The organism is Streptomyces sp. NPDC021020 (genome assembly GCF_044333285.1).
Lineage (GTDB): Bacteria > Actinomycetota > Actinomycetes > Streptomycetales > Streptomycetaceae > Actinacidiphila.
Genome location: NZ_JBIRQQ010000003.1, coordinates 554,250 through 569,025 on the forward strand (window position 1 = coordinate 554,250; position 14,776 = coordinate 569,025).

At 74.8% G+C, this 14,776-nt stretch carries 13 protein-coding genes; 6 read left to right on the plus strand and 7 right to left on the minus strand.

Annotation, left to right across the window (positions count from 1 at the left end; genetic code table 11):
• Positions 1–87: 87 nt before the first annotated feature.
• On the minus strand, positions 88–828 hold the full coding sequence (locus tag ACH4SL_RS10855; RefSeq protein ID WP_398443574.1) for a sirohydrochlorin chelatase: 741 nt from the start codon (positions 826–828) through the stop codon (positions 88–90).
• Positions 829–1,484: 656 nt separating this feature from the next.
• Here ACH4SL_RS10855 and ACH4SL_RS10860 point away from each other — a divergent pair.
• The 5 genes from ACH4SL_RS10860 to ACH4SL_RS10880 all read left to right on the plus strand — a co-directional run bounded on the left by ACH4SL_RS10860 (position 1,485) and on the right by ACH4SL_RS10880 (position 8,011).
• Positions 1,485–2,747: an NAD(P)/FAD-dependent oxidoreductase gene (locus tag ACH4SL_RS10860; protein ID WP_398443576.1), complete on the plus strand. Its 1,263-nt coding sequence runs from the start codon at positions 1,485–1,487 to the stop codon at positions 2,745–2,747.
• 53 nt (positions 2,748–2,800) lie between these two features.
• Positions 2,801–3,256 (plus strand): GNAT family N-acetyltransferase, encoded by a 456-nt coding sequence (locus ACH4SL_RS10865; protein WP_398443578.1) that lies wholly within the window; start codon positions 2,801–2,803, stop codon positions 3,254–3,256.
• Positions 3,257–3,309: 53 nt separating this feature from the next.
• Positions 3,310–5,226 carry a DNA primase gene (dnaG, locus tag ACH4SL_RS10870; protein ID WP_398443580.1) on the plus strand — a complete coding sequence of 639 codons (1,917 nt, stop codon included), beginning with the start codon at positions 3,310–3,312 and terminating at the stop codon, positions 5,224–5,226.
• Positions 5,227–5,428: 202 nt separating this feature from the next.
• Positions 5,429–6,589, plus strand: a complete 1,161-nt coding sequence (locus tag ACH4SL_RS10875) for an RNA polymerase sigma factor (protein ID WP_398443582.1) — start codon at positions 5,429–5,431, stop codon at positions 6,587–6,589.
• A gap of 75 nt (positions 6,590–6,664) precedes the next feature.
• Positions 6,665–8,011 carry a Fic family protein gene (locus ACH4SL_RS10880; RefSeq protein WP_398443584.1) on the plus strand — a complete coding sequence of 449 codons (1,347 nt, stop codon included), beginning with the start codon at positions 6,665–6,667 and terminating at the stop codon, positions 8,009–8,011.
• A gap of 9 nt (positions 8,012–8,020) precedes the next feature.
• Here the strand turns inward: ACH4SL_RS10880 and ACH4SL_RS10885 are convergent, their stop codons facing one another.
• From ACH4SL_RS10885 to ACH4SL_RS10910, 6 genes are all read right to left on the minus strand, one after another.
• A complete protein-coding gene (locus ACH4SL_RS10885; protein ID WP_398443586.1) occupies positions 8,021–8,881 on the minus strand; it encodes a DUF1684 domain-containing protein in 861 nt (286 codons plus the stop codon).
• Between the two features lie 43 nt (positions 8,882–8,924).
• Positions 8,925–10,064: an LLM class flavin-dependent oxidoreductase gene (locus ACH4SL_RS10890; protein WP_398443588.1), complete on the minus strand. Its 1,140-nt coding sequence runs from the start codon at positions 10,062–10,064 to the stop codon at positions 8,925–8,927.
• A 19-nt stretch (positions 10,065–10,083) separates the two neighbouring features.
• Positions 10,084–11,187 carry an LLM class flavin-dependent oxidoreductase gene (locus ACH4SL_RS10895; RefSeq protein WP_398443590.1) on the minus strand — a complete coding sequence of 368 codons (1,104 nt, stop codon included), beginning with the start codon at positions 11,185–11,187 and terminating at the stop codon, positions 10,084–10,086.
• Entirely contained in the window at positions 11,184–12,596 is a 1,413-nt protein-coding gene (locus ACH4SL_RS10900; protein WP_398443593.1) for an NtaA/DmoA family FMN-dependent monooxygenase, read from the minus strand. The genes ACH4SL_RS10895 and ACH4SL_RS10900 overlap by 4 nt, the downstream gene beginning before the upstream one ends.
• 51 nt (positions 12,597–12,647) lie before the next feature.
• Entirely contained in the window at positions 12,648–13,853 is a 1,206-nt protein-coding gene (locus tag ACH4SL_RS10905; RefSeq protein WP_398443595.1) for an LLM class flavin-dependent oxidoreductase, read from the minus strand.
• A gap of 227 nt (positions 13,854–14,080) precedes the next feature.
• Positions 14,081–14,299: a putative leader peptide gene (locus ACH4SL_RS10910; RefSeq protein WP_398443597.1), complete on the minus strand. Its 219-nt coding sequence runs from the start codon at positions 14,297–14,299 to the stop codon at positions 14,081–14,083.
• A 299-nt stretch (positions 14,300–14,598) separates the two neighbouring features.
• On the opposite strand from ACH4SL_RS10910, the gene ACH4SL_RS10915 reads away from it, so the two are divergent.
• Positions 14,599–14,730, plus strand: coding sequence for a putative leader peptide (locus ACH4SL_RS10915; RefSeq protein ID WP_398443600.1), 132 nt, complete (start codon positions 14,599–14,601; stop codon positions 14,728–14,730).
• Positions 14,731–14,776: the final 46 nt, after the last annotated feature.

A 14,776-nucleotide genomic window follows, 5' to 3' on the forward strand; every position in this document is an offset into this window, starting at 1 on the left:
GCCGACGGTAACCGCCCGGCGCCGCGAACGGGGAGTTCGGCCGGCGTGGGCCGGGCGGTGGGCGTCACCGCTGCCGGACCGGCGGCTTCAGCCCGCGTGGGCCAGGCGGTGGGAGCCGGTACGCGGCAGGGCGGCGGTGGCCTCGTCGTAGCGCCGCAGGACCAGCCGGACCATCGCCGGGTGCGCGCCCAGCGGGTCGGCGGCGATCCAGGGCGCGGCGGCCGCGGTCTGCGTGGCGAAGCGGCCGGGCGCGGTGAAGTACGAGGCCACGGCGATCTTGTCGCGGGCGATGCCCCGGTGCGCGAGCGCTTCGACGGCGTCCGGCACGGTGGGCGCCGCTGCCGAGGCGTACGCCGGAGCGACCGGCACCCCCAGCCGGGCCGCGAGCAGCGCGGCGGTACGGGCGGTGTCCGCCGCGGACTGCGGATCCCGCGACCCGGCCGCGGCCAGCACGACCGCCTGCCCGGCGCGGTCCCACCCCGCGGCCAGCAGCCGGTCGTGCAGCGTCTCGGCGAGCAGCGGGTGCGGGCCGAGCGGCGCCGCGACCGTCCCCGTCACCCAGGGAGCCGCCGCGAGCGCCGCGGGCAGGTCGTGCTTCACGTGGTGCCCCCGGCCGAGCAGCAGCGGGACGAGCACGGCGGGGCCGCGCAGCGCGGCGAGCGTGTCGCCGAGCAGCGGCTCGTCCAGCTCCACGTGCCCGAGCCGCACCTCCACCCCGGGCCGGGCGGCCCGGACCCGCTCCACCAGCGCCCGTACGGCGGGCAGCGCCCGGGGATCCCGGCTGCCGTGCGCGACGGCCACCAGCGCGGGGGGTTGCGTCATCCTCATACCCTCGAGGATGCAGCTTCTCGGTTGCCCTCGGATTTCCCCGGGCACCTCGCCCCTTTACCCCCGCCTCACGCCCCCTCTCCCCCCGCGGTGAGCTTGCGGCTTTCCCCCGCGGGGGTACGTCGGCGGCTTTCCCGCCGCGGCGCCCGCGCCTGGCGGTGCGGGTGTTTCCCGCCCGCACCACCCGTGCAGGTAGTGGGCGGGTGCACGCCTTCTTGTGGGGGCCGATCGCCGTCGGCGGCTGGCCCGCCGTGCGTCCACGCTGCCGTGCCTCACGCGGGACAGTCCCCGAAAACATCACCCCCACCGGCAGGCAGCCGCCCACGAGACCCCGGGAGGGGGACGGTGCGGGGTGCCCCCGCAGGAATGCGCACGCAGGACCCGCCACCTACCCCCATGAGGTCAGACGCGCATTCCGAGGAGGTGCCCCGTGCCGGCACCCGACCCCACCCCCGCACGCAGTGCGCGATGCCCCGCCGGGTACGCCGGGGGCGCGAGGAACGGCGCGGCCAGCCCCCACTGGCGGCAAGGTCGCGCAACGAACCGCACCCCCACCCCGGAGCGGTCACAATGATCGTTCGGCGCGGCACACTTCCCGACGGCCTCGCCGTAAGGGACGCTCGCGTATAAGGAAAGACCGGCAGGGGAGGCGCACAGTGGTGGACGCACACCAGACCTTCGTGATCGTCGGGGCGGGGCTCGCCGGGGCGAAAGCCGCGGAGACCCTTCGCTCCGAGGGTTTCACCGGCCGGGTGATACTGATCGGCGACGAACGCGACCACCCGTACGAACGCCCACCCCTCTCGAAGGGCTACCTCACCGGCAGCGCGGGGCGCGACTCCGCCTTCGTGCAGCAGCCGGGCTGGTACGCCGAGCACGACGTCGAGCTGCACCTGGGGCAGCCGGTGGTGCACCTGGACAAGGACGCCCGCAGCATCAGCCTCGGCGACGGCACCACGCTGATCTACGACAAGCTGCTGCTGGCGACGGGCTCCGAGCCGCGCCGCCTGGACATCCCGGGCACGGACCTCGCCGGGGTGCACCACCTGCGGCGGCTGGCGCACGCCGACCGGCTCAAGCACGTGCTGACCTCGCTGGGCCGGGAGAACGGCCACCTGGTGATCGCCGGCGCGGGCTGGATCGGCCTGGAGGTGGCCGCCGCGGCCCGCGGGTACGGCGCCGAGGTCACGGTCGTGGAGCCGGGCCCGACGCCGCTGCACGCGGTGCTGGGGCCCGAGCTGGGCGCGGTGTTCACCGACCTGCACACCGAGCACGGCGTCCGCTTCCACTTCGGCGCGAAGCTCACGGAGATCACCGGTCAGGACGGCATGGTGCTGGCCGCGCTGACGGACGACGGCGAGGAGCACCCCGCGCACGACGTGCTCGCGGCGATCGGCGCGGCCCCGCGCACCGCGCTGGCGGAGGCCGCGGGCCTGGCGCTGGCGCCCCGCGAGGAGGGCGGCGGCGTCGCGGTGGACGCGTCCCTGCGCACCTCGGACCCGCACATCTTCGCCGCCGGCGACGTCGCGAACGCCGAGCACCCGCTGCTGGGCCGCAGGCTGCGCGTCGAGCACTGGGCGAACGCGCTGAACGGCGGCCCGGCCGCGGCCCGCGCCATGCTCGGGCAGCAGGTGTCGTACGACCGCGTGCCGTATTTCTTCTCCGACCAGTACGACCTGGGGATGGAGTTCTCCGGGCACGCCGCCCCCGGGTCGTACGACCAGGTGGTGTGCCGCGGGGACGTCGGCAAGCGCGAGTTCATCGCCTTCTGGCTGCGCGAGGGCCGGGTGCTCGCGGGCATGAACGTCAACGTGTGGGACGTCACCGAGCCCATCCAGCAGCTCATCCGCTCGGGCCGGGCCGTCGACCCCGAGGCCCTGTCGGATCCGAACGTGCCGCTACCCTCGTTCGTGGAGTGAACCCCTGGGGAAGGCCTGGGGAGACCCGGGCCCGACCAGGAGGGACAGTCACGATGTCCGTTTCGCGCACCGCCGTCGTCGCGGTGGAGGAGATCTTCGCGCTGCGCTGGGCGGTGCTGCGTACCGGCCTGCCGCGGGAGACGGCCGTCTACCCCGAGGACGCGCTCCCCGGCACCTTCCACATAGCCGCCTACGACGAGGCCGGCGCGGTCCGCGGCTGCGCCACCTTCTTCCCCGACACCTTTCCCGGCGAGGCGGCCACCGCCTACCGCTTCCGCGGCATGGGCAGCGCCCCCGAGGTCCGCGGCCAGGGCTTCGGCGGCGCCGCGCTGACCGCGGGCCTGCGCGAGTGCGCGGCCCGCGGCGCGGCCCTGGCCTGGTGCCACGGCCGCACCTCGGCGAGCGACTTCTACCGCCACATGGGTTTCGAGCGCGTCGGCGAGGAATACCTGCTGGAGCCGAGCGGCCTGCACTACGACTTCGTGACCAAGGATCTGCTGCGGGACTGACGCGCGAGCCGGCGGCGTCCCGAGCTGTCCGAGCCGGGCCGTAGACTTCTGGCGTGGCGGGCAGGATCAGGGACGACGACGTGAAGGCGGTACGCGACGCCGTCCCGATCGACGCGGTCGTCTCCGAATACCTCCAGCTGAAGTCCGCCGGCGGCGGCAATCTGAAGGGCCTGTGCCCCTTCCACGACGAGAAGACCCCGTCCTTCCAGGTCAGCCCGTCCAAGGGGCTCTTCCACTGCTTCGGCTGCGGCGAGGGCGGTGACACGCTCGCCTTCGTCATGAAGGTCGACCACCTGTCCTTCACCGAGGCCGTCGAGCGGCTCGCGGGCCAGGCCGGGATCACCCTGCGGTACGAGGAGGGCGGGCATGTGCCCGGCCGCCAGCAGGGCGAGCGGATCCGGCTGGTCGAGGCGCACCGCGCCGCCGCGGCCTTCTACGTCGAGCAGCTCGCGGGCGCCGAGGCGGAGATCGCCCGGCGCTTCCTGGCCGCCCGCGGCTTCGACCAGGCCGCGGCCGGCCACTTCGGCGTCGGCTACGCGCCCGCCGGGTGGGACGCGCTGGTGCGCTTCCTGCGCGGCAAGGGCTTCTCCGACCGGGAGATGATCACCGCGGGGCTCGCCCTGGAGAGCCGTAGGGGCGGGGCGATCGACCGCTTCCGGGGGCGGCTGATCTGGCCGATCCGGGACATCACCGGCGAGGTGATCGGCTTCGGCGCGCGCAAGCTGCGCGACGACGACCAGGGGCCGAAGTACCTGAACACCGCGGAGACCCCGCTCTACCGCAAGTCGCAGGTGCTCTACGGGATCGACCTGGCCAAGAAGGAGATCGCCAGGACCGGGCGGGCGGTCGTGGTCGAGGGCTACACGGACGTCATGGCGTGCCATCTGGCCGGGGTGACGAACGCGATCGCGACGTGCGGCACGTCCTTCGGCGGCGACCACATCAAGATCCTGCGCCGGCTGCTGATGGACAACGCGACCTCCGAGGTCGTCTTCACCTTCGACGGTGACGAGGCGGGGCAGAAGGCGGCGCTGCGGGCGTTCGAGGACGACCAGAAGTTCGCCGCCGAGACGTCGATCGCGGTCACCCCCGGCGGCATGGACCCGTGCGAGCTGCGGCTCGCCGAGGGCGACTCGGCGGTGCAGCGGCTCATCGAGGGGCGCACCCCGCTGTTCGCGTTCGCGCTGCGCTCGATCGTGTCGCGCTACAACCTGGACACCGACGAGGGCCGGGTCGCGGCGCTGGACGCGGCGGTGCCGGTGGTCGCGGCGATCAAGAACCAGGCGCTGCGCGACCGTTACGCGATCCGGCTGCTCGGTATGGCCGGTATGGCCACGCAGGCCGAGGAGCAGTCGGTCATCCGCCGGGTGCGGGCGCTGGCGCGCTCCCGCGCCGCCGGCCAAGGCGCCCCCGTGCGGCCGGACTTCACGGGGCGGGGCCCCGAACGGCGCCCGGCGGGCCCGCCGCAGAACGCGCCGCGCGGCCCGCGTCTCGACCTGCGCAGCCCCGCGCACCGCCTGGAGCGCGAACTGCTCAAGCTGGCCCTGCAATTCCCCGCGCTCGTCTCGCCGGCCTTCGACGCCTACGGTGAGGACGAATTCACCGGCCCGCCCTACGTGCAGGTGCGCCGGGTGATCGCCGAGGCCGGCGGGGTGGAGTTCGCCGACGCCGAATACCTCACCCGGGTACGGGAGTTGGCGCCCGACGACGCGGTGCGGATGATGGTCACCGAGCTCGCGGTGGAGCCCGTCATGCACAAGAGCCCGGAGTTCTACGCGGGCGAGGTGCTGGTGCGGGTGCGGATGAACGCGGTGGAGCGGCGTGTCGCCCAGGTCCTCGCCACGCAGGCCCGGCTGAACGCTCAGGGGGTGCGCGAGGACGCGCCCGAGTTCGTCGCGGCGCAGAACGAGCTGTGGGCGCTCCAGCAGTACGGCCAGCGGCTGCGCGGCCAGGGGGCCGCGGCGCTCTGAGCCGCACCGCGCCCGGGGCCGTGTGATCGGACCGTACGCGAAGCGTGACGGAAGGCCGAAAAACCGCCCGCACGACCCTCGTGGCGGGAGCGGTGTGTGCGCCACACTGAAGGACGGCCCAGAGCCCGCCTCGGTGCCCCTCCCGAGCCCTCTCCGAGCCCGCTGAAGAGCCCAATGTCGCGCTCACCGCGGAGGTCGATCCGTGCAGACGCACACGCAGCCCCAGGCGCAGATCCCGGTGCCGCCCGCGCGGCCGGTGCTCACCCCCGTACCCGATCCGCCGCCGGACCTGCCGTACGCCCCCGAGCCCGGCGCGCGGGTGCCGGAGCAGCGGGCCGCGGGCCCGGGGCCGGAGCCGCACCCGGCGGACGGCGAGCCCGGCACCGCTCCGTACGACGAGGGCGAGCCGGTCGACGCACCGCTCCCGGCCCGCCCGCGCGCGGACCCGGCGGGCCCGTCCGCCGACCTCTTCCGGCAGTATCTGCGCGAGATCGGCCGCATCCCGCTGCTCACCGCGGCGCAGGAGGTGGAGCTGGCCCGGCAGGTCGAGGCGGGGCTCTTCGCCGAGGAGAAGCTCGCCGCCTTCCCCGCGCTGGACTCGCGGCTCGCGGTCGACCTGGACCGCATCGTGGTGCTGGGCCGGGTCGCGAAGCGGCGGCTCATCGAGGCGAACCTGCGGCTGGTCGTCTCGGTGGCGAAACGTTACATCGGACGCGGCCTGACGATGCTCGACCTCGTCCAGGAGGGCAATCTCGGCCTGATCAGAGCCGTCGAGAAGTTCGACTACACCCGCGGCTACAAGTTCTCGACGTACGCGACCTGGTGGATCCGGCAGGCCATGTCCCGCGCGCTGGCCGACCAGGCCCGCACGATCCGCGTCCCCGTCCACGTCGTCGAGCTGATCAACCGCGTCATCCGCGTCCAGCGCCGCCTGCTCCAGGAGCGCGGCCAGGAGCCCACCGCCGAGGACGTCGCCGCGCAGCTCGACATCACCCCCGAGCGCGTCGGCGAGGTCCTGCGGCTCGCCCAGGAGCCGGTCTCGCTGCACGCGCCGGTCGGCGAGGAGGACGACGTCGCGCTCGGCGACCTCATCGAGGACGGCGACGCCGTGTCCCCCGCCGAGACCGCCGCCTTCATCCTGCTGCGCCAGCACCTCGAAGCGGTCCTGTCCACCCTCGGCGAGCGCGAACGCCGCGTCGTCCAGCTCCGCTACGGCCTCGCCGACGGCCGCCCCCGCACCCTGGAGGAGATCGGCGGCCTCTTCGGCGTGACCCGCGAACGCATCCGCCAGATCGAGTCCAAGACCCTCAACAAGCTCCGCGACCACACCTTCGCCGACCAACTGCGCGGCTACCTCGACTGACGGGCCCGGCCGCGGCAGGAGGCGGCGGCGCAAATCCGGTTGCCGTGCGCGAGGCCGGCGCGGACACTGTCGGGCGTGCTGCACCCCTGGTTGCCCTGCCAGCTGAGCTGGGACGACGTGGACCCCGCCCGGCATCTCTTCGACAGCGCGTCCGTCGACGACGTCGTGCGGTCCCTGACCGCCGCCCGCCACATACCGGTCCACCCGCGCCTGCGCGGGCTCGACCACCTGGACCCCACCTGGCGGGGGGAGTCCAGGACATGGTCGGAGGCCCTCACGTACGGCCTCGCGCAGCACTACGGCCGCTGGGTCGTCGGCTGGTGCTGGGGCATCGGAGAGGCCGAGTTCGACGGCGGCCCCGTCTCCGCCTGGTGCCACGCCGCCCACTCGATGCGCGAGGACCCGGACGAGACGCTCGCCGTGGTCGCCGAGGCACTGCGCGAGTGGCGCGACTGGCTGGAGAACCTGGCCTGGCGCTTCGAGGCCTACCCGCTGCGGCTCGCCGACATCGAGGACCAGCGCATCCTGTGGGAGCGCACCGCGCGCGCCCTGATCCTCCAGGTGGGCGACCGCACCGAGGGCGCGAGCGGCTGGTACGGGCACTGCCGGCAGGTGCTGCGCTGGTACCTGACCCGGTGGGAGATACCGGACGCGCGCGCGGCCGAGCTGGTCGAGCAGGCCGTGGGCGGACGCTTCCGCAGCTGGTGCAGCCCCGACCCGGCGACCGCCGACGAGGTCGCCGTGCGGCTGACCGCGCCGCTGCGCCCGCAGGACGCCCCCGCCCCCGCTGCGGAGCCGCCCGACCACCTGGCGCGCTGGCTGGAGGTCCGCGCGGCGGAGCGCTGGGCGGACGCGCGGGACATCGGTTCGGGCGGACCCGTCAGCCTGGCGCGGGACAGCGCGGCGGAGCACTTCCGTTCCTTCGACGCCCGAATCGACCCGGCCCGGGCCGCGGGCCTGGCCGCCGCCCTCGACCTGGTGCGGGCCGACGCGGCGCGCGGCGCCCGGCTCGACACCGGCCTGCTCGCCCGCTGGCAGCAGCACGTCCTCGGCACTCCGCGGCCGCCTGCCTTCCGCACCCTCCCCGCCTTCGCCAAGGGCGGCCGGGAGCGGTACGGCATCGGTCCCGGCACCCGGGCGCGGCTGGACGCGTGCCTGGCCGAGAGCGCCGCGGACGGCCCGGACGCCCTGCCGCTGCCCGCGCGGGCGGCGCGGGCCCACCTCGACGTCTGCTTCTTCCACCCCTTCGAGGACGGCAACGCCCGCTGTGCCTTCCTCACCCTGCTGTTCGTCCTCGCCCGCGAGGGCGCCGGGCTCGCGGGCGCGGACCTGATCAGAAGACTCACCGTGTTCGCCGACGCCGAAGGGGAAGGTAGGCGCCTCGCGGACCTGATCGCGTGGTACGGCACGGCGGCGCGGTGAGCTCCGGCCTCAGGCCGGGACGGAGCGGGTGGTCGCCGCGGGCACGGTCGGGATCAGCTCGCCCGCCTCGACGGCGAGCGGGAGGCGGTTCTCGGCGGGCGGGAGGGGGCAGGTGGCGAGGTCGGTGTAGGCGCAGGGGAGGTTGGTGGCGCGGTTGAAGTCGAGGGTGACGTTGCCGTCGGCGTCGGGGGCGGGGACCGACAGGGAGCGGTTGGCGGCGTAGGTGGTGACGCCCGAGGTGGCGTCGGTGAAGAGGACGTGGAGGGTGCCGGGGGCCGCCCCCTCGAAGGCGGTCAGCGCGTAGGACGTGCCGTCGACGGCGAAGTCGATGCGGCCCACGGCGTCGTACACGTGCTCCAGGCCCTCCACGACGGCGCCGACCGTCGTCGGGCGGGGCGTCGCGAAGGCCTCGTAGCGGCCGGGCACGGCCCAGCGCGGGTCGGGGTCGTAGGCGGGGGTGCCGGTGAAGGACTGCCGCAGCGCGCTGTCGGGGTGGCGGGGGCGCAGGATGTCGTGGCCGCCGCGCCTGGCGACCTCGAACACCGCGTCCCCGGCAGCCGGGTAGAGGCTGGCGCGTTCGGCCAGGACGCCGAAGTCGTGGCGGCCGCGCAGGACTTCGCCGTCCAGCTCCAGCTCCTCGCCCTCGTCGAGCAGGACGGTGACGCCGTCGGCGGTGCTGGACCACCGGCCGGGCGCGTCGGGGAAGCGGGTGGGGTTCTCGTCCAGCCAGTTGAGGCTGGTGATCGCGAGGAAGCCGTGCGGACCGGCGAAGGTCTCGTCCTTCTGCCGGTGCCAGGCCTGCCACTCCTCGGCGAAGGCCGCCCTGTCGGGGCTCGTGGCGTTCTCGGTGGGTCGTGCCGGTGCGCTCATGGTGTCTTCCTCGTCGTCGTCACGGTGGTGGTGCGGGGGCCGGTCAGCGGCGCTGCCACTCCTCGGCGAGCAGCTGGTAGGAGCGGACGCGGTCGGCGTGGTCGTGGGTGATGGTGGTGATGATCAGCTCGTCGGCGCCGGTCGCGTCGCGCAGCGTCTCCAGCTGGTCGGCGACCTGCGACGGGCTGCCGGTGAACTGCGTGTCGACCCGGTCGGCGACCAGCTCCCGCTCCTCCGGCCGCCACACGTGCGCCGCCGCCTCCGCCGGGGTGGGGAAGGGGATCGCGCCCGCGCCGCTGCGGATGCTGTGCACCCACAGCCCGTACCCGGCGGCCAACTCCCGTGCCTTCGCCGCATCCTCGGCCACCACGACGTCCGCCGACACGCTCACGTACGGGCGCTCCAGCTCCGCGGACGGGACGAAGGCGGCCCGGTAACCCTCCACCGCCTCCAGCACGCTGGCCGGGCTGACGTGGTAACTGGCCGCGAACCGCAGCCCGTTCGCGCCCGCGGTCTGCGCGCTCAGGCCCGCGCTGCTGCCGAGTATCCACAGCTGGAGGTCCGCGCCCTCGCCGGGCACCACATGCGCGGCCACCCCGTCCGCGCTGACGTAGCTCCCGGCGAGCAGCGCGAGGATGTCGGCGATCTGCTCGTCGTAGGGCTGGGGTTCGGCGCCCGGCAGCGTCAGCAGCTTCTGGTGCAGGACGAAGCGGGGCGAGGCGAGCAGGCCCGCGGGGGAGAAGCGGGCCGGTATGCGCAGGCCGTTCGGGGTGCGGCCGTCGACGACCGGGGTGCTTCCACCGGCCGCTACGGGGACCTTGGGCGCGTCGCCCGGCTTGCCGCGCCCGCCCGAGCGGCCGAGGCCGAGGTCGAAGCGGCCCGGGTGCAGGGCGTCCAGCAGCCCGAACTCCTCGACGGTCGCCAGCGCGGTGCGGTGCCCGAGCTGCACGGCGCCGGAGCCGAGCCGGATGGTGCGGGTCGCGGCGGCGGTGAGCGCGAGCACGACCGCCGGGGAGGTGCCGGCCACCCCGGGGTTGAGGTGGTGCTCGGCGAACCAGTAGCGGGCGTAGCCGAACTCCTCGGCCCGGCGCGCGAGTTCGATGCTGTTGCGCAACGCCTGGGGGGCGCCGGAACCGGACGGGATCGGGACGAGGTCGAGGACGGCGAGCGGGGTGGGTGCCACGGGCGGCGCTCCTTGTCGGTCAGGCGGCGGGAGCCGCGGTGGCGGGGGAGGCGGCGGGCTCCCCGGGCAGCCCGACCGGGGCCCAGGGCCACGGCGGGTCGGGGATCTCCTTGCGCAGCACGGGCGCGATCTCCGCCTGGAAGAGCTCCAGGGCGTCGCGGTGCTGCGTCTCGGTGAGACCGCCCGCGTCGGCGTGCAGATGCAGCACGGTGTGGCCGAACTGCTCGTGGTAGCGGTGCACCTTCTCGATCACCTGCTGCGGGCTGCCGATCAGCGCGGAGCTGCGCTCCACGAAGTCCTCCAGCGTCGCGAAGACCGGCTCGACGCCCAGCCGCTTCTGGAAGGCCAGATGCCCCTCGAACACCGGCCGGTAGGCGGCGACGGCCTCCTGCGAGGTGCGGGCGGCGTAGTAGCCCGCGCTCCCCGCGCCGACCGCGGCGAGCGCCGGGTCGTGCCCGTAGTGCGCCCAGCGCTCCCGGTAGTAGCGGACCAACTCGGCGTACGGCTCGATGGGGTTGGTGACGTTCGCCGAGAACAGTGGGTCGCCGTAGCGGGCGGCGAGGTCGACCGACTCGCGGCTGGTGGCGCTGCCGTGCCAGATCCGGATCGGCTGCTGGTACGGCTCCGGCCACACCTCGGCCTCGGTCAGCGCGGGGCGGAAACGCGGTTCGGCGGTGATCCTGCGCTCGCGCCAGATCCGCCGGAAGAGCTCGTAGCTCTCGGCGTTGCGCGCCCACTGGTCCTCCGTCGTGACGTCGAACAGCTCGCGCTGCGCACTGCCGTTGCCCTTGCCGACGATCAACTCCAGCCGCCCGCCGGACAGATGGTCCAAGGTGGCGTAGTCCTCGTACGCCCGTACCGGGTCCAGCAGGCTCAGCGTCGTCACCGCGGTGAAGAGCCGGATGCGGGAGGTCAAGGCGGCCAGATGGCTGAGCACCACCGGCGGGGCCGAGGAGATGAAGGGCCGCTCGTGCCGCTCGCCCACGCCGAAGCCGTCGAAGCCCAGCTCCTCGGCCAGCAGCGCGTTGCCGATCACCTCGCGGAAGCGGTCCTGGGTCGACTTCAGCTCGCCGGTGACCGGGTGCGGGGCGTGCACGATCAGGGTGATGGCGAGGAATCTCACGATGCCGCCTCCACCCGTGCGAGGCCGCCCGGCGCCGGGGCCAGCGGCGGCAGTCCCAGGTGGTCGCGCAGCGTCTCCCCGGTGTATTCGGTGCGGAAGACCCCGCGTTCCTGGAGCAGCGGCACCACCGTGTCGGCGAAGTCGTCGAGCCCGCCCGGGATCAGGTGCGGTACGAGGATGAAGCCGTCGCTCGCGTCGGCCTGCACGAAGTCGTCGAGCTGCGCGGCCACTTGCTGCGGGGTGCCGACGAAGGACTGGCGGCCGGTCTCGGCGATGACCAGCTCGCGGATCGAGAGCTTGTCGCGCTCGGCGGTCTCCCGCCACCGCGCCACCGTCTCCAGCAGCTCCTGGCCGCGCGCGTCGGCCCGCCCGCGGGCGATCAACTCGCCCTCGTACAGCGGCTCGACGTCCGGCAGCGGGCCCTCCGGGTCGTAGCCGCTCAGGTCGCGGTTCCAGACCCGCTCCAGGAAGGCGATCGCGGTGGCCCCGCCGACCTGCTGGTGGCGGATGACGTCCGCCTTCTCCGCCGCGTCCGCCGGGGTGTCGCCGAGCACGAAGGTGACACCGGGCAGGATCAGCAGCTCGTCGGGTGAGCGGCCGTACTTCGCCAGCCGGCCCTTGACGTCGGCGTAGAAGGCCTTGCCCGCCTCCAGGGTGCCGTGCCGGGTGAAGATCGCGTCGGCGCCGGAGGCCGCGAACTCCCGGCCCTGCTCGGAGTCGCCCGCCTGGAAGATCACCGGTCGGCCCTGCGGGCTGCGCGGCACGTTGAAGCGCCCGTGGATGTCGAACTGGTCGGCCCGGTGCGCGAACCGCCCGGCGTCCGGGTCGCGCAGGAAGGTGCCGGACTCCTTGTCGGCGGCGATCTCGTCCCCGCGCCACGAATCCAGCAGCGCCTTCACCGCGGTGAGGAACTGCGAGGCCCGCGCGTAGCGGTCCTCGCGGGCGAGGTAGCCGCCGCGGCGGAAGTTCTCGCCGGTGAACTCGTCCCAGGACGTCACGACGTTCCAGGCGGCGCGGCCCGCCGAGAGGTGGTCGAGGGACGCGAACTGCCGTGCCACCTCGTACGGTTCGTTGAAGGTCGAGTTGATCGTGCCGGCCAGGCCGAGCCGGTCGGTGACGGCGGCGAGCGCGGCCAGCACCGTGAAGGTGTCGGGGCGGCCCACCACGTCCAGGTCGTAGATCCGCCCGGCCTGCTCGCGCAGCCGCAGGCCCTCGGCGAGGAAGAGGAAGTCGAACTTGGCGCGCTCCGCGGTGCGGGCGAGGTGGACGAAGGAGGCGAAGTCGATCTGGCTGCCGGCCGCCGGGTCGCTCCACACGGTCGTGTTGTTCACGCCGGGGAAGTGCACGGCGAGGTGGATCTGCTTGCGGGGCTTGCCGGATTCGGTGCGGCTGCCGGGCGCGGTGCTCATGGCGGGTGGCCCTCCAGGGGGTGTTGCGGGCGGTGGGCGGGCGGTCGGAGGTCAGACGGCGGCGTAGCGGCTGGCCGGGCGCGGCAGCCCGAGCAGGCCGCGCAGGGTGCCGGCCGCGTACTCCGTACGGAACACGCCGCGCCGCTGGAGTTCGGGGACCAGGCCGCCGGTGATCGCGTCCAGGTCGTACGGCAGCTCGGCCGGGCGCAGCCGGAAGCCGGTGAGCCCCGCGGTCGCGAAGTCCTGGAGCAGGTCGGCGAGTTCGGCGGGTGTCCCGGCGAAGACCAGGGCGTCGCTGCGGTACGGGGCGTCGAGCGCCGCGTCCAGGCGCGCCCGGCGCTCGGCGGCCCGCCCCGGCTCGACGTCGAGGAAGACCACCAGGTCGCCGAAGACGTGCACGGTCTCGCCGCCGCGCCCGGCGCGCTCCTGCTCGGTGCGGATCGCGGCGACCGTCTCGGCGGCCTGCGCGGTGTCGTGCGGGGTGACGAAGCCCAGGTCGGCGGAGGTGCCGACGAGCCGGAAGGGCTCCGCGGAATGCGCGAGCGCCGCCACGAGCGGCTGGCCCTGCGGCGGGCGCGGGGTGATCGAGGGGCCCTTGACGCTGAAGCGGTCGCCCGCGAAGTCGATGTAGTGCAGCTTGTCGCGGTCCACGAAGCGGCCGGTCGCGACATCGCGGATCACCGCGTCGTCCTCCCAGCTGTCCCACAGCCGCCGCACCACCTCCACCGCGTCGGCCGCCTCCCCGAACAGCTCGCGGAGCAGGGCGTGTCCGGCGGGCGAGTCCAGCTCCGCGACCGGGATGCGGGGCAGTTCGCGGCGCCCGAAGTGCGCGGCCTCGTCCACCCGCGCCGACACCCGGACCTGCACACCCGCGCGCCCGGTGCTGACGTGGTCCAGCGTGGCGACGGCCTTCGACAGGTGGAAGGGCTCGGTGTGGGTGACCACCGCGACCGGCACCAGCCCCAGATGCCGGGTCAGCGGCGCGATCCGGGCCGCGGTGAGCACCGCGTCGAGCCGCCCGCGCACCCGGTCGGTGCGGTCGTCCGGGCCGGCGAAGGGGGAGGACTGCGGGCCGAGGGAGTCCTCGATGGTGACGAGGTCCAGCAGGCCGCGCTCGGCCCGCGCGGCCAGGTCGGCCCAGTAGCCGGCCCGGAAGAGGTCGGCGGGCCGCGCGCCGGGCTCGCGCCAGGCGGCGGGGTGCCAGCCGGCGCCGTCCAGGGCGGCGGCGAGGTGGAGGTGGGCGGGGTTGCGGGGCATGGGTGGCTACCGCTTCCTGCTCGGAGGGGCGCGAGGATCGCGAGGGGACCGGCGGCGCGGGCCCGCTTCCGCGTACGGGCGTACGGCCGCGGGGCGCGGGGTGCGCGCTCGTGCGGGGTACGCCGGGGGTGCGGGGGCGGGCCGTGCGGGGCCGGGAACGGGGTGCTGCGGGGTGGGGCGGGCGCGGGCGCCGGTGGTACGGCGCCGGTCGCGCGGCGGTCCGGCGGTCAGGCCCCGGAACGGCCGTTCGCCAGGCCCGGACACAGGGCGGTGGCGACGCGCTGGAGGTCGATGTGCCGCCGGGAGTACGTCGCGAGCGCGGGCAGCATGCGCCGGGCGTGCGTGGCGGAGACGGGCGGCGTGCGCCGGGAGCGCGTGGCCGGCACGGGCGGCGTGCGCCGGGACGTCGCGGCGGAAGCGGGCGGCGTGCGCCGGGTGGACCGCATCGCCCCGCCTCCCTCCCCGCCCCGGACGGGCCTCGCGCCCGCGTCCGGTGCACATCCTTACGGCCCCGCGCCGCACCCCGACGGGGCCCGCGGCGCTCATGGCCCTCGCTCGCACCGTAACCCCGCCGCGCGGCCCGGCACAATCCCCATCGGCGGCACGTGACGTGCGTCGCTTCTCGACTCCGGTGTCCGGGAAGGGGATTGTCCGAACGGCGGCCGCCGGTTAACGTGCTGGCCCACAGGCCCGGTACGAAAAGTACGGGGCGATGCGCGTCGAGACGAGAGAGCGAGGGAAGGCCATGGCCGCCGCAGCGCAGCGCGACCGCACGACGCACCCCCGCGGCTCCTTCCCGGCCCGGGTGGAGCGGCGGCACGTCGACCTCCTCCGCGTCAGCAGCGCCCTGTGTCCGGTGGCCCGCCCGGCCGTCTGAGCCGCAACCCCCCTTCCGTACGGCCGACTTCACCGGCGTGCGCCCC